The organism is Nocardioides aestuarii, from assembly GCF_039527245.1.
In the GTDB taxonomy this organism is placed as follows: Bacteria; Actinomycetota; Actinomycetes; order Propionibacteriales; family Nocardioidaceae; genus Nocardioides; species Nocardioides aestuarii.
This window is the reverse complement of sequence record NZ_BAAAJT010000003.1, coordinates 381263-397417: the sequence shown is the minus strand read 5'-3', so window position 1 is coordinate 397417 and position 16155 is coordinate 381263. Positions and strand designations below refer to the sequence as shown.

Below are 16155 nucleotides of genomic sequence, written 5' to 3'. Positions count from 1 at the left end.
GACGACGAGGGGACGCGATGAGCAAGCGCAACGACCGACACCTGACGATGGCCGAGCTGGTCTCCCTGGTCGACTCCGGGGAGGTCGACACGGTCGTCGTCGCCTTCACCGACATGCAGGGTCGGCTCCAGGGCAAGCGCCTCCACGGCCGCTACTTCGTCGACCACGTCGTCGACCACGGCACCGAGGGCTGCAACTACCTGCTGGCCGTCGACGTCGACATGAACACCGTCGCGGGCTACGCGATCTCCTCGTGGGAGCGCGGCTACGGCGACATGGAGTTCGTCCTCGACGACCGGACGATCCGGCGGCTGACCCACCTCCCGGCCACGGCCATGGTCCAGTGCGACCTGGTCTGGCTCGACCACGCCCCCGTCGTGCAATCCCCACGCACGATCCTCCAGCGCCAGCTCGACCGCTGCGCCGAGCAGGGCTGGGCGGCGTACGCCGGGACCGAGCTGGAGTTCATCGCCTTCGACACGACCTACGAGGACGCCGCCGACTCCGGCTACCGCGACCTGGTGCCGGTCAACCAGTACAACGTCGACTACTCCATCCTCGGCACCAGCCGGGCCGAGTCGCTGCTCCGGCCGATCCGCAACACGATGTACGACGCCGGTCTCGACGTCGAGGGCGCCAAGGGGGAGTGCAACTTCGGCCAGCACGAGATCGGCTTCCTCTACGCCGACGCGCTCACCACCGCCGACAACCACAGCGTCTACAAGACCGTGGCCAAGGAGATCGCCTCCCAGCAGGGACGATCGATCACGTTCATGGCGAAGTACGACGCCCGCGAGGGCAGCTCGTGCCACATCCACCTGTCGCTGCGCGGCGAGGACGGCGACCTCGTCTTCTGGGACGACGAGGCGGGCGGCCGCACCGCGCTCTACGACCACTTCGTGGCCGGCGTGCTCGCCACCGCGGCCGACTTCACGCTGATGTACGCCCCCAACATCAACTCCTACAAGCGGTTCGCAGCCGGCTCCTTCGCGCCCACGGCGATCGCCTGGGGCAACGACAACCGCACCTGCGCCGTCCGCCTGGTCGGCCACGGCGCGGGCGCCCGGATGGAGAACCGGATCCCCGGGGCGGACGTCAACCCCTACCTCGCGCTCGCCGCGATGCTCGCCGGCGGCCTGCACGGCATCGAGCAGCAGCTGCCGCTCGAGGACGAGCTGGTCGGCAACGCCTACGACTCCGAGGCACCCCACGTCCCGCAGACGCTCCGCGCCGCCCGCGACCGCTTCCACGGCTCCGACCTGGCCCGGGCCGCGTTCGGCGACGAGGTGGTCGACCACTACACCAACATGGCCGACGTGGAGCTCGCCGCCTACGACGCGGCCGTGACCGACTGGGAGCTGAAGAGAGGCTTCGAAAGACTGTGAGCGACCGAGACGAGCGAGGCACGAGTGAGCGACCGAGCGAGCGAGCAGGCACTGTGACCACCGACGCGACCACGCTCATCAACCCGGCCACGGAGCAGCCGATCGGCGAGGTGCCGCTGGCCGACCTCCCGGTCACCGACGATGCCATCGCCGCGTCCCACGAGGCCTTCGCGTCGTGGCGCGCCGTCAGTCCGGGCGACCGGGCCGCGGTGCTGCGCCGGTTCGCCGCCGTCGTCGACGCCCACGTCGAGGAGCTCGCCGACCTCGAGGTCCGCAACGCGGGCCACACCCGGGGCAACGCCCGGTGGGAGGCCGGCAACGTCCGGGACTGCCTGAACTACTACTCCGGCGCTCCCGAGCGGCTCTTCGGCCGGCAGATCCCGGTCGCGGGCGGCACCGACGTCACCTTCCACGAGCCGCTGGGGGTCGTCGGCATCATCGTCCCCTGGAACTTCCCGATGCCGATCGCCGGCTGGGGCTTCGCCCCGGCGCTCGCGGCCGGCAACACGGTGGTCCTCAAGCCGGCGGAGCTCACCCCGCTCACCGCCATCCGGCTCGGCGAGCTCGCCCTCGAGGCCGGGCTGCCCGAGCACGTCCTGACGGTGCTGCCGGGCAAGGGCTCGGTCGTCGGCCAGCGGTTCGTCTCCCACGAGCTGGTGCGCAAGGTCTGCTTCACCGGCTCGACCGCGGTCGGCAAGCAGATCATGGCCGGCTGCGCCGACCAGGTGAAGCGGGTGACCCTCGAGCTCGGGGGCAAGAGCTCCAACGTCGTGTTCGCCGACGCCGACATCGCCGCTGCGGCCGCTGCGGCGCCGTACGCCGTGTTCGACAACGCGGGTCAGGACTGCTGCGCCCGCTCCCGGATCCTGGTCGAGCGGTCGGTCCACGCCGAGTTCCTCGACCGGCTCCACGACGCCGTGACCGGGCTGAAGGTCATCGATCCGGCTGACGACGCCTCGGAGATGGGCCCGATGGTCTCGGCCGCCCAGCGCGACGCGGTCCAGGGCTATCTCGACGAGGTCGAGGTCGCCTTCGCCGGCTCGCGCCCCGACGGCCCCGGCTGGTGGCTGGCACCCAGTGTCGTGGAGGTCGACGATCCCGCCACGCGGATCTGGCGCGAGGAGGTCTTCGGCCCGGTCGTCTCGGTCATGCCCTTCGACGACGAGGGTGACGCGGTCGCGCGCGCCAACGATACCGAGTACGGCCTCTCGGGCTCGATCTACACCAGCGACCTGTCACGCGGACTGCGCGTGGCCCGCGCGGTCGAGGGCGGCAACCTGAGCGTCAACAGTCACGCCTCGGTGCGCTACTGGACACCGTTCGGCGGCTACAAGCAGTCGGGCCTGGGCCGCGAGCTCGGCCCCGACGCCCCCCAGGCGTTCACCGAGGAGAAGAACGTCTTCATCGCCCACTGACCGGGGCACCGAGCAGCAGGAGGAACACAGGTGGCAGGACGCATCCAGGGCAAGGTCGCCGTCGTCACGGGCGGGTGCAGCGGCATCGGCCTCGCGACGGTGCAGCGCTTCGTCGAGGAGGGCGCGAAGGTCGTCATCGGCGACATCGACGAGCAGCGGGGCCACGAGCTGGTCGGCCAGCTCGGCGGCGAGGACCTCACCACGTTCGTGAAGGTCGACGTGACCTCCAAGGAGGAGGTCGACGCCCTCTTCCAGACGGCGAAGGACACCTACGGATCGGTCGACATCGCCTTCAACAACGCCGGCATCAGCCCTCCGGAGGACGACTCGATCCTCGACACCGACCTCGACGCCTGGCGCCGCGTGCAGGAGGTCAACCTCACCAGCGTCTACCTCTGCTGCAAGGCGGCGCTGCCCCACATGCTCGAGCAGGGGTCGGGCTCGATCATCAACACGGCCTCCTTCGTCGCGGTCATGGGCGCAGCGACCAGCCAGATCTCCTACTCGGCCTCCAAGGGCGGCGTCCTCACGATGACCCGTGAGCTCGGCGTCCAGTTCGCCCGGCAGGGCATCCGCGTCAACGCGCTGTGCCCGGGCCCGGTCAACACCCCGCTGCTGCAGGAGCTCTTCGCCAAGGACGCCGAGCGTGCCGCACGCCGTCTCGTCCACGTCCCGATGGGCCGGTTCGGCGAACCCGAGGAGATGGCGAACGCCGTGCTCTTCCTCGCCTCGGACGAGTCGTCCTTCATGACGGCGACCACCTTCCTCGTCGACGGCGGCATCTCCGCCGCCTACGTCACGCCGCTCTGAGCCCGGCCGTGACCACGCCCGTCATCGGCATCACGACCTACCGCGAGCAGGCGCGGTGGGGGGTCTGGGACGAGCGCGCCGACGTGCTCCACGCCGCCTACGCCGACATCGTGTCGGCGTGCGGCGGCGCGCCCGTCCTGCTGCCTCCGGCAGCCCCCGAGCACGCCGCCACGGTGCTCGGCCGCGTCGACGGGCTCGTGGTCGCGGGTGGCGCCGACGTCGACCCGGCGGCCTACGGCCAGCCGGCCCACCCGGCGGCGAGCGGCTGGCGGCCCGACCGTGACGCGTGGGAGCTGGCCCTGGTCGCCGCCGCCCGGGAGCAGGGCGTCCCGTTGCTGGGGGTGTGCCGGGGCATGCAGCTGCTGGCCGTCGCCGGGCACGGCAGCCTCCAGCAGCACCTGCCGGACGTCGTCGGCCACGACGAGCACTCCCCCGGCGGCCCCGACTTCGGCACCGTCTCCGTGTCGGTCGCACCGGGCTCACGGACGTCGGCCCTGGTGGGCGGCTCGCTCGACGTCACCTGTCACCACCACCAGTCGGTGGTGACGCACCCCGGCCTCGAGGCGGTCGCCTGGGCCGAGGACGGCACCGTCGAGGCGGTGGAGGCGCCCGGGGACTGGTTCTGCGTGGGTGTGCAGTGGCACCCCGAGACCACGGCCGACGTCGGCCTCGTCGCGGGCCTCGTGACGGCTGCGGCGGCCCACCGCGACGCCATGGTGTGATGTCGGCGTGATGATCCGCCCGGCCGAGCTGCAGGCCATCCGCTCCGGGAAGATCGACCTCGCGTTCCGGCGCTGGGACCGGCCCCGGGTCAAGGTCGGCACCCGGATGCGGACCGGCGTCGGCCTGGTGGAGGTCACCTCGGTCGAGCAGGTCGCGCTCTCGTCGCTGCGCGCCGACGACGCCCGACGGGCGGGTGCGACCAGCCTCGCCGCGCTCAGGGAGGCGCTCGCACACCGCACCGACCGGCCGGTCTTCCGGGTCGGGCTCGCCTTCGCCGGCGTCGACCCCCGCGAGCAGCTGCGCGAGACCGTCCCGTCCGCCGAGGAGATCGAGTCGATCCTGGCGTGGCTGGAGCGGCTCGACGCCGCGTCGGGCCACGGCCCCTGGACCCGGGCAACGCTCGAGATCATCGACCGCTCGCCCGGCGTCCGCGCCCCGGCGCTGGCGGCCGAGCTGGGCCGGGAGACGCTGCCCTGGAAGGCGGACGTCCGCAAGCTCAAGGAGAAGGGACTCACCGAGTCCCTCGCGATCGGCTACCGCCTCTCGCCGCGGGGCGAGGCCGTGCTCGACCACGGCGGTCCGGCCCGCGAGAGGGCACCGCGCCCCGAGGGGACCCCGCTCCCACGCTCGATCGGCGCGCCCGCGACGAGGGCGCTCCGCGGCCTCGGCGTGACGACCCTCGAGCAGGTGGCCGCCTGGTCCGCGTCCGACCTGCTGGCCCAGCACGGCGTAGGACCCGTGGCGATCACCCGGCTCCGCGAGGTCCTGGCCGAGCGTGGCGGGTCACTGGCGGACGAGGCTCACCAGCCGTAGACCCGGTCGACCTGCTTCCAGTAGGAGCGGGTACGCCGCCGGCTGGCCACCGGCCCCGCCGCCAGGGACTCCGGGAGCGCGACCTGGCACTCCTCGGCGCGGCAGTCCTTCATCTGCCGCCACACCTCCATCAGGTCGTCCCGTACGTCGCGGTAGGCCTCGGACCGCCACCGGTTGCGGTTCTCCACGGCGTCGTCGGCGAGGTCGTAGAGCTCACCGCCGGTGCGATAGCGCAGCATCGCGTAGCGCGCGGTGCGGATCCCGATCGCGGTCCGCACGTCGTCGAAGTCGCCGCCCTTCTTCCCACCCGTGTGCAGCGCCTCGTGGAGGACCGGCGTGGCCCACCCGCGGTCTCCCTCGAGCAGGGTCGAGACCCGGCTCGCGCCATCGGCGGCGTACGGCGCCTCGGCACCGGCGAGGTCGAGCAGCGTCGCCGTGAGGTCGACTGTGGTGATCGGGTCGTAGCGGCGTCGACCCTCCTCGCCATCGCCGCGCATCCCGGGCCCGGTCACCAGCATCGGCACCCGGAGCGACGGCTCGTGGCCCCAGATCTTGCCCTGGAGGATCCGGTGCTCGCCGAGCAGGTAGCCGTTGTCGGAGGTGAAGACGAACACGGTGCGCCGCCACTCCCCCGACTTCTTGAGCCCGTGCACCAGCCGCCTCACCTGCTGGTCCATGACCCAGATGCTCTCGGCCCGCTGGCGCGTGGCCTCACGCAAGGCGGCCCGCTCGCGCCGGGTGAACTCCGGGAACCGGCCGAGCCGTCCGGGCTTGTCGCTGACGTCGCGCTCGGCGGGCCCGCCCCCGCGCGGCAGGCCCGCGCCACGGCGTACGAAATCGTCGAACCGGCCCTTGACGTGGTCGGGCCGCGCGGGGGTCAGCATCTCCCGGCGCCGCCCGTCGCGGGAGCGGAGCCAGCCCGGGTCGTCGGGCTCCACCGGTCCACCGTGGTGGGGTGCGACGAAGTTGACGTACATGAAGAAGGGATCGGTGTGGCCGGCGAACCTGCGTGCCATCCCGACCGCGAAGTCGCCGATGACACCGGTCTGGTAGCGACCGCGGTAGCGGTTGTCGACGCGCCCGTTCACGTTGTAGGGCGTGTCGAAGTAGTAGTACGTGCCGCCGTGGATGCCCGGCACGTCCGGATCCTCGAAGGCCGCTCGCCAGTCGGTCCACCCGCGCGGGACGTAGCGGTAGGACGGCCTGCCCGAGACCTTCGACTCGTCGGGGCCGTAGCCGTTGAGGTACTTGCCGACGAACCCGGTGCGGTAGCCCGCGCGTCGCAGCGAGGTCGCGAGGGTCCGGGAGTCGTCGAAGCTCTGGTAGCCCCACGGCTTCTCGTGCGACCACACGTGGTGGCGATGCGCGTGGACGCCGGTGAGGAACGACGCCCGCGCGGGACAGCACAACGGGTAGGGCGCGAAGGAGTTCTCGAAGGTGATGCCCCGGCGCTGGACCAGCCGGCGCAGGCGCGGGGCGAACCGGAGGTCGTCGACGCGCATGTCGTCGGCCATCACGACGACGATGTTCGGCGGGCGAGGCGCCGCCCGTTCCGCCGACGCGGTGGGAGCCTCCGGCAGGGCCGGTGCCGCCGTCGCTCCGCCGGACACCAGGGCCACCACCACGGTCAGGATCGCCAGTCGCATGCCCATGGGACGTGGCTATCACCACGGGAAGTTGCGGTGGACGCCGAATCGCCGGTCGTCACGCGGGAAGCCGGGCGAGCCGCAGCACCGCGGACAGCCCTTCCGGGCTCCCCGGCCAGTGCCTCTCGAGCGCGCCGGGCCCGGCGGACCGGGCGACTGAGCGCAGCACGAGCGCCACGGCGACCGCGTCGTCGGCGTAGCCGAGCACCGGCACGAAGTCCGGCACCAGGTCGACCGGCAGCGCGAGGTAGGCCAGCAGCAGCCAGAGCCGCACGCGTACGCCGCGCGACAGGGTCGGGTCGGCCGCGAGCCGCCGCAGCAGCCGCACCAGGTCGGGCAGCAGCCGCAACGCGTCGCGCAGGGTGACGTCGTCGGGCCGCGACCACCACAACGCGGCCACGAGCAGCAGCCACACCACCAGCACACCGCCGAGCGCGGCAGCGACGAGGGACCAGTCCACGGGTCCAGTGTCGACGGTAGGTTCGGACCATGGCAGCACCCCTCCGTGTCGGGTTCGTCACCGGCGCCACCCCGGACAAGTGGGCGCGCGCGTGGCGCGAGCGCCGACGCGAGCCGCTCGAGCTGGTGCCGGTCGTCGAGGAGGACCAGGAGCCGCTGCTGCGCGACGGCTCGCTCGACCTCTGCCTGGTCCGGCTGCCCGTCGGTCGCGACGGGCTCCACGTCGTGCGGCTCTACGACGAGGTGCCGGTCGTGGTCGTGCCGAAGGACCACTTCGTCACGGCCGCGCCGGAGGTCTCCCTCGACGACCTCGCCGACGAGCAGCTCGTGCGGCCGCACGCATCGGGCTGGACGCCCCGGGTCGACCAGCTCGAGTGGCCGGCGATGTCCGAGCGCGAAGCCGTCGAGGTCGTCGCCTCGGGCTCCGGGGTCGCACTCGTGCCGATGTCGGTGGCCCGGCTCTACCATCGCAAGGACGTCGCGACCCGGCCCGTGACCGACCTCGAGCCGTCGACGGTCGCGCTGGCCTGGCTGGTCGAGCGCGATGCCGAGGACACCCAGGCCTTCGTCGGCGTGGTGAAGGGCCGGACGGCCAACAGCTCGCGCTGACGCGATGGCTCAGGTCGCGGAGACGCCGATCTCGCCGGTACGGAAGGCCTCCACGAAGTGGGCGTGGTCCTCGCGGACCCGGTCGGCGTAGGCCAGTCCCCAGTCGGTCAGCCAGGTCGTGAACTCCTTGCGACGCCGCTCCACCGAGTCGGCGATCGCGTCCTCGACCTGGAAGTCGACGAGGTCCTGGTCGCTGTCCTCGTCGGAGGCGCAGTGGATCTTCGCCGTCGCCCGACCGAGCAGATCGACCACCGAGGCGATGTCGTCGGGCTCGGTCAGGTCGGACCAGTCCAGGTCGACCTCGTAGGGCGACACCTCGCTGACGACGAAGCCGACGCCGTCGAGGGTGGTGTAGCCGAGCAGCGGGTCGGTGTGCACCTGCAGGGCACGCTGGCTGACCACCGTCCGCTGGCCCTCGTGCTCGAAGTACTGCTCGACCTCCTCGCTGTCGACGAAGCGGCTCACGGCCGGGACGTTCGCCTGCTTCATCGACAGCACCACGTCGTTGTCCAGCGCCTGGCTGTAGCCCTCGACCAGCAGGCTGTAGGCCGGGAGGCCGGCGCTGCCGATGCCGAAGCCGGACTTCCCGACGACGTCGTGCAGGTCGTAGAAGAGCTCGCGGTCGAAGCGCTTGTCCTCCGGGATCGTCGACAGGTAGCGCTCGAACGCCTTGACCACCTTCGCCCGCTCGGCCTTCGGCAGCTCACGCACGGTGCCGTCCGAGGTGAAGCGACGACCGTCGTCGGTCATCTCGGTCATCCCGTCGAGCAGGTCGGCGCGCCGGTTGGAACGCGCGGAGCGCAGCGCGTCGAGGATCGGCCCACCAGTGTTGTCGAGGTGGAGCGCGAAGTCGTCGTCGTCCTCGCTCTTGCGGTAGGCGTCGACCTGGGACAGGTAGGCGCGCACATAGCGACCCACGAGGCGTCGTACGTCGTCCTCGGGCAAGGCCTTCTGCCAGCCGACCAGGGCAAGGGACGCGGCGAACCGCTGCAGGTCCCACGTGAAGTGGCCGAGGTAGGCCTCGTCGAAGTCGTTGATGTCGAAGACCAGGCGACCGTCGGAGTTGAGGTAGGTGCCGAAGTTCTCGACATGGAGATCGCCGTGGATCCAGATCCGCCCGGACCGCTCGTCGGCGTACGGGTCCTCCTCGTCGGTCACGTCGGCGTAGAAGAGGCAGGCGGTGCCGCGGTAGAACGAGTGGGGGTCGCTCGCCATCTTGCGGTACTTGCCACGGAACGCCGCAGGGTCCGCCTTCATGAGCGGCGCGAACGCGTCGTCGAGGACGTCGATGATCTGCTGCCGGCGGTCGTCGAGGATGGCCATCCGGTCATCCTGCCCGACCGCTGTTGAGCCCGACTACTCAGCCTGAGTCAGGTAGTCGCGCGGGTACGCCGACCGCCGGGCCGGATCGATGCTTCTCCGCATGGACACTCCGAGCTCCTCCAAGAACACCAACGCCTTCTTCCTGCAGGCCGGCATCTCGTTCGCCGTCGCCCTGCTCACCATGGTCTTCTCGGTCTTCTACCTGCCGGTCGACGTCTGGATCCGCGCCTTCCTCGGCCTGGGCATCATGTACCTGACGACCTCGGCCTTCACCCTCGCCAAGTGCGTGCGCGACGCCCAGGAGAACCAGTCGGTCTACGCACGCCTCGACCAGGCGCGGGTCGAGAAGATCCTCTCCGAGCACGACCCCTTCAAGGCCGTGTCCTGACGGCGTGGCAGCACGAGGGCCCCGCACCGGTCCGTGCGGGGCCCTCGAACAGCGTGGTGACTACTTCAGCTCGGCACTGGTGAGTCCGAGCAGCCGGCGCGCGACGATCAGCTGCTGGATCTGCTGGGTGCCCTCGAAGATGTCCAGGATCTTGGAGTCGCGCGACCACTTCTCCAGCAGCTCGGTCTCGGAATAGCCGACCGACGACGCGAGCTCGACGCACCCGAGCGTGATGTCGGAACCGACGCGACCCGCCTTGGCCTTCGCCATCGACGCCTCGAGGCTGTTGGGCTGCCGGTTGTCGGCCAGCCAGGCGGCCTGGAGCGTCAGCAGCCGGGCGCCCTCCCAGTCGGCCTCCATCTGGAGCAGCCGCGCGGCCGCCGCGTGCTGGACCTGGCCCGGCCGGTCGTGGTCGACCTCGACCCCGGCCTCCGCGAGGAGGTCGCGGGTCAGGTCGAGCGAGGCACGCGCCACCCCGATCGCCATGGCGGCCACCAGTGGGCGGGTGTTGTCGAAGGTGGCCATCGCGCCCGCGAAGCCCTGCTTGACGTCGACCTCGGGCGACCCCAGCAGGTTCTCCTTCGGCACCCGGCAGTCGGTGAAGGTGATCGCCGCCGTGTCGGAGGCGCGGATGCCGAGCTTGTGCTCGAGCCGCTCGACCTTCATGCCGGGCGTGCCCTTCTCGACCACGAAGGACTTGATCGCGGCGCGACCGAGCGACCGGTCGAGGGTCGCCCAGACCACGACCGAGTCGGCGCGCTCACCGGAGGTGACGTAGATCTTCTCGCCGTTGATGACGTAGTGGTCCCCGTCGAGGACGGCGGTGGTGCGGATGTTGGCCGAGTCCGACCCCACCTCGGGCTCGGTGATCGCCATGGCCGCCCAGGTGTCCCTGAAGCGCTCCAGCTGCTCGTCGTCGGCGACGGAGGCGATCGCGGAGTTGCCGAGGCCCTGCCGCGGCATCGACAGCAGCAGCCCGACGTCACCCCAGCACATCTCGGCGATGGACAGCACGGACGCGAGGTTCGTGCCGTTCCGGACCCCGGCCTGCTCGGCGGGCTTCGCGTCACGGCGTACGCCGGAGGCGCCTGCGCCCTCGCCGGCGCCGGACTCCGACAGCCCGTCGATCATCGCCGCGAGCATGTCGAGCTCCTTGGGATACTCGTGCTCGGCGCGGTCGTACTTGCGGGAGACGGGGCGCAGCATGTTCATCGCGACCTGGTGTGCCTGGTCGCGCAGCCTCCGCAGCCGCTTCGGGTCGTCGAGGTGGATGGCCATCAGACCAGCACCGTCCCTTCCATGACAGCGATGGCCCGGAGGTCGCGGTACCACCGCTCCACCGGGTGCTCCTTCACGTAGCCGTGGCCGCCGAGCAGCTGGACCCCGTCGAGGCCGATCTGCATGCCCTTGTCGGCGCACAGCGTGCGGGCGAGGGCGACCTCGCGGGAGAAGTCCTTGCCCGCGGCGGCCCGGGAGGCCGCCTTGTAGGTGACCAGCCGCATCGCCTGCAGCTCGATCGCGATGTTGGCGACCATGAAGGCGACCGACTGGCGGTGGGCGACGGGCTCGCCGAACGCCTCGCGCTCCTTCACGTAGGGCGTGACGTAGTCGAGCACCGCCTGGGCCGTGCCGACCGCGAGGGCGCACCAGGCGAGCCGCGAGAGGCGCACGCACTCGGCGTAGGTCGAGCCGTCGGTCGCCCCGAGCACGGCGTCGGCGGGCACCCGGACCCCGTCGAGCCGGAGCCGTGTGAGGGACGCGGCTCGCACACCCATTGCCGGGTCGCCCTCGACGGTGAGCCCCTCGGCCCCGGCCTCGACGAGCACCAGCACCGGAGACCCGTCGAGCTGTGCACCGACGACGAAGAGCTCCGCGTCGACGCCACGCGCGACCAGCGACTTCTCGCCGTCGAGCACCAGGTCGGGGCCGTCGCGGAGGGCGGTCGTGGCCGGCTCGAGCACGTCGAAGAGCACCCGGGGCTCGGTCAGGGCGAGGGCGGCCGCGGGGACGTCGTCCCCGGTGAAGGCCGGGAGGTAGGTCTGCTGCTGCTGCTCGGACCCCCAGAGAGAGAGCGCGGTCGCGACGGCGCCGGGAGCGAGCGTGGCGACGGCCAGGCCCATGTCGCCCTTCGCGAGCGCCTCGGCGACGAGGGTTCCGGCCATCGCCGAACGCTCCTCGGAGATCCCGCCCAGCGACTCGGGGACGCCGAGGATCGGCAGCCCGATCTCGAGGCTCGCCTTGAGCACGTCGTCCCCGGCGGTGCAGGCGGTGTCGGCGTCGGCCGCCGCGGGACGCACCACCTCCTCGGCGAACTCCGCCACGACGTCGACCAGCATCTGCTCGTCCTCGGTCGGGGTGAGGTCGAAGACCCCCGCCGGGCTCGCGCTCGGCACCCGGACGCCCGACGTCCGTGAGGAGCCGACCCGCTGGAAGGTGCGGCCCGCGGTCGTCGCGGCCCGGAAGCCGCTGCGGGTGACGGTCAGGACCGTCTGCTCGGCCTGCTTGCGCAACCCGATCCGGTCCAGCAGGTCGCTCTGGGCCACGCGGCTGAGCGCGGCGACGGCCAACCCGATCGGGTCGCGCGTCTCCCCGCTGGCGAGGCCGTGCTTCCCGCCCGGTCTGAAGTTCCTGGTGAGGGCCATGCCAGATAATGTAACTCCGAGTTACACCACGCGCCACGGTCCGGTCCGTGTCCCCGGTCACAGGACCCGCGGCGCCGGCGGGCACGCGGCGCACCTAGGCTGCACGCCATGCGCGACCTGCCCGACGAGTCCGTCCACGCCCCGCACGGGCCGCTCCCGGACGGGGGCACGGTGCGGCCGATCACCCGCTGGGGTACGCCGGTCATGCACCGCGCCCAGCGGCCGGTGACGGCGTACGACGACGCGCTGCGCACCCTGGTCGCCGACATGGTCGCCACGATGTATGCCGCCGACGGGGTCGGCCTGGCCGCCTGCCAGATCGGCGAGGACGTCGCCGTGTTCGTCTTCGACTGTCCGGACGAGAGCGGCCAGCGCACGGTCGGCGTCGTCTGCAACCCGCAGCTCACCGTGCCGGAGGGCCCGGACCGTCAGCTCGACGTCGGCGACGAGGGTTGCCTCTCGTTCCCCGGCGCCTTCGTGGAGTGCGGTCGCCCCGACCAGGCGTCGGTGACCGGTACCGGCCTCGACGGCGAGCCGGTCGAGTTCAGCGGCGACGGCCTGCTCGCCCGCTGCCTGCAGCACGAGACCGACCACACCCGCGGGACGGTGTTCGGCGACCGGCTGCCGACCAAGCTGCGCAAGAAGCTCCAGAAGGCCCACGACAAGGCCGTCGAGGACTACCCCGAGGGCTGGCCCGCCTGAGACGGGTCGCGGGTCACTCCGGCGGCGGCGCCGGCTGCGTCTGCGGGTCTTCCTGCGGCTCGGGGGTGGTGATCGGCTGCGGGTCGCCGCTCGGCACGACGTCGGGATCCGGTTCCTGGGGTGTGGTCGTCATCCCCCGACGCTAGGTCGACGGGCTCGACCGCCGCCACGCTCAGAGGGGTGGAAAGGCGGTCCCCCCGCGCGAGGCGAGTGACTCCGCGACGATCCGCAGGTGCTCGGCCTGAAGGTCGTCGGGGAGCGGGGGCAGCACGTCGTCCCAGAACGCGAGCATCGCGCCGCGCCCCTGCATCATCCCGGCAGGGCGTGCCAGCGCCCACAGGTGGAAGTGCTCCGACCCGTCGCCCCAGCGCGCGAAGTGGCAGCGCGCCACTCCGGGGATCGACTTCACCGCCGCGCTCACCCGCTGCATGAGCGGGCCCAAGCCGGCGAGCAGCTCGACGGGCGCGTCCTCGAGACGCACGTGCTCGCGCGGGGCGATGCCGCCCACGTAGGGGATGCCCATGCGGGTGAACCCCGCCCGCACCTGCCAGTCGTCGTCCTGCCAGATGGTGTGGTCGGACGGGCGGCAGTGGCCGCACGCGGCCCGGTCCTCCTCCCCCGCCCGCGGTTCCTCCGGCACGAGCATCGGCGCCAGCTCGCGCAGCGTCACCGCCTCGAAGCTCGACATCGGGTCGTCGACGAGCGGACGGGCGTCGACGACCTGACCGACGGGGAGCAGGCGGTGGTAGGGCGAGTCGGCGGGTTCACGGGTCACGTCGCGACCCTAGCGGCGACCTACTCGGTGGGGTCCTCGCAGAGGAACGGCGCGCGGTCGCCACCCTGGTGGTACTCGTAGTCCTGGCCGTCGACCGTCATCGTGATGCGCTGCCCCTCGACCGTCGCCTGGGTGTACATGTCACCGTCAGAGGCACAGCCGAGGCTGCCGTCGTTCCAGGTGACCTCCTCGACCGCGACCGACTCGACGGCCGCGAGGTCGACGTCGAGCTCGGCCACCAGGTCGTCGACGGCCGGTCGCGCGTCCGCAGGCACGTCCGACGCCGACGCTCCGGGGTCCTCGGCCCGCTCCTGACCGCCGCACGCGGTGAGGGTGGCGACGAGGATCGTCGTGGTCACGAGGTTCTTCACTGGGGCTCTCCTCCCGATAGGTGGGCCTGGCAGGGGTGGGACGTGGGGGCGCCGGGGTGGGTTCCTAGCGGCGCGAGGCGACGTAGCAGGCCACCGCGGTGGCGGCCGCGACGTTGAGCGAGTCGACCCCGGCCGCCATGGGGATCACCGCGCGCCGATCGGCGGACTGCTCCCAACGACTCGACAGCCCGTGCCCCTCCGAGCCGAGGACGAGCGCGACGCGGTCGAGGCCGGCGACCGCCTCCTCGACCGGCCTGGCGTCGTCGGCCAGGGTCAGGGCCACGGTGGTGAACCCCCGGGACGACAGGTCCGGCAGCGCGTCGTACCAGTCGGGGAGCCGCGTCCACGGGACGCTGAACACCGTGCCCATCGCGACCTTGACCGCGCGGCGGTAGAGCGGGTCGGCACACCGGGGCGCGAGCAGCACGGCGTCGAAGCCGAGGGCCGCCCCGCAGCGGAAGATCGCGCCGACGTTGGTGTGGTCGACCACGTCCTCGAGCACGAGGACCGACCGGGCCCTGTCGAGCACCTCGTCGACCCCGGGCAGCGGCCGTCGGTGGAGCGAGGCCAGGGCGCCGCGGTGGACGTGGAAGCCGGTCACCTGCTCGATGAGCGCCTCCGGGAGCACGAAGCACGGTGCCGCCGAGCGATCGAGCAGGTCGGCCAGCCCGTCGAGCCACCGGGGCGCCATGAGGAACGAGCGAGCGGTGAAGCCGGCCTCGAGAGCCCGGCGGACGACCTTCTCACCCTCGGCGAGGAAGAGTCCCTCCTCGCCCTCGAGGCTCTTGCGCAGCTCGACGTCACGCAGGTCGCGGTAGTCGCGCAGCCGCGGGTCGGCCGGGTCGTCGAGCTCGAGCAGGGTGGCCATCAGCCGTCCGCCGCCGGGTGGGCGACGGCCACGACCTCGCCGACGACGATGATCGCCGGCGGTCGTACGTCGTGCTCGACGAGCCGGTCCGCCAGCGTCCCCAGGGTCGCCAGCACGGTCCGCTCGGTGGGCATGGTCCCGTCGCAGACCACGGCGACCGGCGTCGCCGCCCCCCGGCCGTGGGCCACGAGCTCGGCCGCGATGGCCGGCGCGTTCTCGACCGCCATCATCAGCACGAGAGTCCCCCCGACGCGGGCTGCCGCACCCCAGTCCACGAGAGACTGGGGGTGGCCCGGCGGCAGGTGGCCGCTGACGACCGTGAACGAGTGGGCGACCCCCCGGTGGGTCACCGGGATGCCGGCGACGCCGGGGACGGCGAGCGGGCTCGAGACGCCCGGCACCACCGTGACGGGCACCCCCGCCTCGCGGCACGCGAGCACCTCCTCGTAGCCCCGGCCGAACACGAAGGAGTCGCCGCCCTTGAACCGCACGACCCGCTTGCCGGCGAGGGCCCGGTCGACGACCACCCTGTTGATCTCCTCCTGGAGCGCCGACCGCCCTCGCGGGAGCTTCGCGACGTCGATCAGCTCGACGTCGCTGCCGAGCTCGTCGAGGAGCTCGCGGGGGGCCAGCCGGTCGGCCACCACGACGTCCGCGGACGCCAGCGCGTGGCGGGCGGCCACCGTGACCAGCTCCGGATCGCCCGGTCCCCCGCCGACGAGGACGACGCCGGGCGAGCGGTCGAGCGCGCCCGCGGTCGAGAGTCGCCCGTCCGCGAGTGCCTCGAGGATGTCGTCACGCAGCGCCGCGGACTGGCGCGGCTCCCGGTTGCCGAGGACCGCCACGGTCATCCGGCCGTGACGTCCGGACGCCGCCGTCCAGGCGCTCGCCTCGCTGGCGTCGTCGGCGCGTACGCAGAACGTACGCCGCGCCTCGGCCCCGGCCAGGACGGCGGCGTTGACCTCGGGGTCGTCGGTGGCGGCGACGACGTACCACGCGTCCTCGAGGTCCCCGTCGTCGAAGCGTCGCTGCACGAGGGTGACCTCGCCGGCCATGCCCTCCAGCGCCGGGGTCATGACGGGCGAGACCACGACGACGTCGGCTCCCGACGCCACCAGTGCGGGCACCCGTCGCTGGGCCACGTGGCCCCCGCCGACCACGACGACGCGACGACCGGCCAGCCGGAGGCCGACGGGATAGGGAGGGTGGTCGCTGCTCATCGCAGC

General features: G+C 72.3%; 17 protein-coding genes. 8 read left to right on the top strand and 9 right to left on the bottom strand.

What is annotated here, in order from left to right; translation table 11 throughout:
• Positions 1 to 17 precede the first annotated feature (17 nt).
• From ABD091_RS19485 to ABD091_RS19465, 5 genes are read left to right on the top strand one after another with little or no spacing between them, the layout of a single operon-like run.
• The gene (locus ABD091_RS19485; protein WP_343921701.1) at positions 18 to 1385 is read left to right on the top strand and encodes a glutamine synthetase family protein; all 1368 of its coding nucleotides are present in this window, start codon (positions 18 to 20) and stop codon (positions 1383 to 1385) included.
• 53 nt (positions 1386 to 1438) lie between these two features.
• Positions 1439 to 2800: an aldehyde dehydrogenase family protein gene (locus tag ABD091_RS19480; protein ID WP_343921700.1), complete on the top strand. Its 1362-nt coding sequence runs from the start codon at positions 1439 to 1441 to the stop codon at positions 2798 to 2800.
• A 30-nt stretch (positions 2801 to 2830) separates the two neighbouring features.
• The gene (locus ABD091_RS19475; RefSeq protein WP_343921699.1) at positions 2831 to 3610 is read left to right on the top strand and encodes a 3-oxoacyl-ACP reductase; all 780 of its coding nucleotides are present in this window, start codon (positions 2831 to 2833) and stop codon (positions 3608 to 3610) included.
• 8 nt (positions 3611 to 3618) lie between these two features.
• Positions 3619 to 4332 (top strand): gamma-glutamyl-gamma-aminobutyrate hydrolase family protein, encoded by a 714-nt coding sequence (locus tag ABD091_RS19470; RefSeq protein ID WP_343921698.1) that lies wholly within the window; start codon positions 3619 to 3621, stop codon positions 4330 to 4332.
• Between the two features lie 7 nt (positions 4333 to 4339).
• Complete coding sequence (locus ABD091_RS19465) at positions 4340 to 5146, top strand: hypothetical protein (protein ID WP_343921697.1); 807 nt, start codon at positions 4340 to 4342, stop codon at positions 5144 to 5146.
• On the opposite strand, the gene ABD091_RS19460 is transcribed toward ABD091_RS19465, so the two are convergent.
• Positions 5134 to 6798, bottom strand: coding sequence for a sulfatase-like hydrolase/transferase (locus ABD091_RS19460; protein ID WP_343921696.1), 1665 nt, complete (start codon positions 6796 to 6798; stop codon positions 5134 to 5136). The genes ABD091_RS19465 and ABD091_RS19460 overlap by 13 nt on opposite strands.
• A 52-nt stretch (positions 6799 to 6850) precedes the next feature.
• Positions 6851 to 7252, bottom strand: coding sequence for a YkvA family protein (locus ABD091_RS19455; protein ID WP_343921695.1), 402 nt, complete (start codon positions 7250 to 7252; stop codon positions 6851 to 6853).
• 29 nt (positions 7253 to 7281) lie between these two features.
• On the opposite strand from ABD091_RS19455, the gene ABD091_RS19450 reads away from it, so the two are divergent.
• Positions 7282 to 7860, top strand: coding sequence for a LysR substrate-binding domain-containing protein (locus ABD091_RS19450; RefSeq protein WP_343921694.1), 579 nt, complete (start codon positions 7282 to 7284; stop codon positions 7858 to 7860).
• A 9-nt stretch (positions 7861 to 7869) separates the two neighbouring features.
• Here ABD091_RS19450 and ABD091_RS19445 read toward each other — a convergent pair whose 3' ends face one another.
• Positions 7870 to 9183, bottom strand: a complete 1314-nt coding sequence (locus tag ABD091_RS19445) for a DUF2252 domain-containing protein (RefSeq protein WP_343921693.1) — start codon at positions 9181 to 9183, stop codon at positions 7870 to 7872.
• A gap of 100 nt (positions 9184 to 9283) precedes the next feature.
• On the opposite strand from ABD091_RS19445, the gene ABD091_RS19440 reads away from it, so the two are divergent.
• Positions 9284 to 9571 (top strand): YiaA/YiaB family inner membrane protein, encoded by a 288-nt coding sequence (locus ABD091_RS19440; protein WP_343921692.1) that lies wholly within the window; start codon positions 9284 to 9286, stop codon positions 9569 to 9571.
• Between the two features lie 60 nt (positions 9572 to 9631).
• On the opposite strand, the gene ABD091_RS19435 is transcribed toward ABD091_RS19440, so the two are convergent.
• Both ABD091_RS19435 and ABD091_RS19430 read right to left on the bottom strand, forming a co-directional pair.
• Entirely contained in the window at positions 9632 to 10849 is a 1218-nt protein-coding gene (locus tag ABD091_RS19435) for an acyl-CoA dehydrogenase family protein (RefSeq protein ID WP_343921691.1), read from the bottom strand.
• Entirely contained in the window at positions 10849 to 12213 is a 1365-nt protein-coding gene (locus ABD091_RS19430) for an acyl-CoA dehydrogenase family protein (RefSeq protein WP_343921690.1), read from the bottom strand. The genes ABD091_RS19435 and ABD091_RS19430 overlap by 1 nt, the downstream gene beginning before the upstream one ends.
• 108 nt (positions 12214 to 12321) lie before the next feature.
• Between ABD091_RS19430 and def the strand changes: the two genes are divergently transcribed.
• Entirely contained in the window at positions 12322 to 12915 is a 594-nt protein-coding gene (def, locus tag ABD091_RS19425; RefSeq protein WP_343921689.1) for a peptide deformylase, read from the top strand.
• Positions 12916 to 13087: 172 nt separating this feature from the next.
• Here def and ABD091_RS19420 read toward each other — a convergent pair whose 3' ends face one another.
• The 4 genes from ABD091_RS19420 to cobA all read right to left on the bottom strand — a co-directional run bounded on the left by ABD091_RS19420 (position 13088) and on the right by cobA (position 16149).
• Positions 13088 to 13690 (bottom strand): hypothetical protein, encoded by a 603-nt coding sequence (locus ABD091_RS19420; protein ID WP_343921688.1) that lies wholly within the window; start codon positions 13688 to 13690, stop codon positions 13088 to 13090.
• A 20-nt stretch (positions 13691 to 13710) separates the two neighbouring features.
• A complete protein-coding gene (locus tag ABD091_RS19415) occupies positions 13711 to 14061 on the bottom strand; it encodes a hypothetical protein (RefSeq protein ID WP_343921687.1) in 351 nt (116 codons plus the stop codon).
• Between the two features lie 64 nt (positions 14062 to 14125).
• Entirely contained in the window at positions 14126 to 14929 is an 804-nt protein-coding gene (locus ABD091_RS19410; RefSeq protein ID WP_343921686.1) for a TrmH family RNA methyltransferase, read from the bottom strand.
• Positions 14929 to 16149 carry a uroporphyrinogen-III C-methyltransferase gene (gene cobA, locus ABD091_RS19405; protein WP_343921685.1) on the bottom strand — a complete coding sequence of 407 codons (1221 nt, stop codon included), beginning with the start codon at positions 16147 to 16149 and terminating at the stop codon, positions 14929 to 14931. The genes ABD091_RS19410 and cobA overlap by 1 nt, the downstream gene beginning before the upstream one ends.
• Between the last annotated feature and the right edge of the window lie 6 nt (positions 16150 to 16155).

What these genes read in the sequence shown, in the direction of transcription:
- ABD091_RS19485 (WP_343921701.1), top strand. Translation starts at nt 18, where the DNA reads ATGAGCAAGCGCAACGACCGACACCTGACGATGGCCGAGCTGGTCTCC.
- ABD091_RS19460 (WP_343921696.1), bottom strand. Translation starts at nt 6,798, where the DNA reads ATGGGCATGCGACTGGCGATCCTGACCGTGGTGGTGGCCCTGGTGTCC.
- ABD091_RS19450 (WP_343921694.1), top strand. Translation starts at nt 7,282, where the DNA reads ATGGCAGCACCCCTCCGTGTCGGGTTCGTCACCGGCGCCACCCCGGAC.
- ABD091_RS19445 (WP_343921693.1), bottom strand. Translation starts at nt 9,183, where the DNA reads ATGGCCATCCTCGACGACCGCCGGCAGCAGATCATCGACGTCCTCGAC.
- ABD091_RS19440 (WP_343921692.1), top strand. Translation starts at nt 9,284, where the DNA reads ATGGACACTCCGAGCTCCTCCAAGAACACCAACGCCTTCTTCCTGCAG.
- ABD091_RS19435 (WP_343921691.1), bottom strand. Translation starts at nt 10,849, where the DNA reads ATGGCCATCCACCTCGACGACCCGAAGCGGCTGCGGAGGCTGCGCGAC.
- ABD091_RS19430 (WP_343921690.1), bottom strand. Translation starts at nt 12,213, where the DNA reads ATGGCCCTCACCAGGAACTTCAGACCGGGCGGGAAGCACGGCCTCGCC.
- def (WP_343921689.1), top strand. Translation starts at nt 12,322, where the DNA reads ATGCGCGACCTGCCCGACGAGTCCGTCCACGCCCCGCACGGGCCGCTC.
- ABD091_RS19410 (WP_343921686.1), bottom strand. Translation starts at nt 14,929, where the DNA reads ATGGCCACCCTGCTCGAGCTCGACGACCCGGCCGACCCGCGGCTGCGC.
- cobA (WP_343921685.1), bottom strand. Translation starts at nt 16,149, where the DNA reads ATGAGCAGCGACCACCCTCCCTATCCCGTCGGCCTCCGGCTGGCCGGT.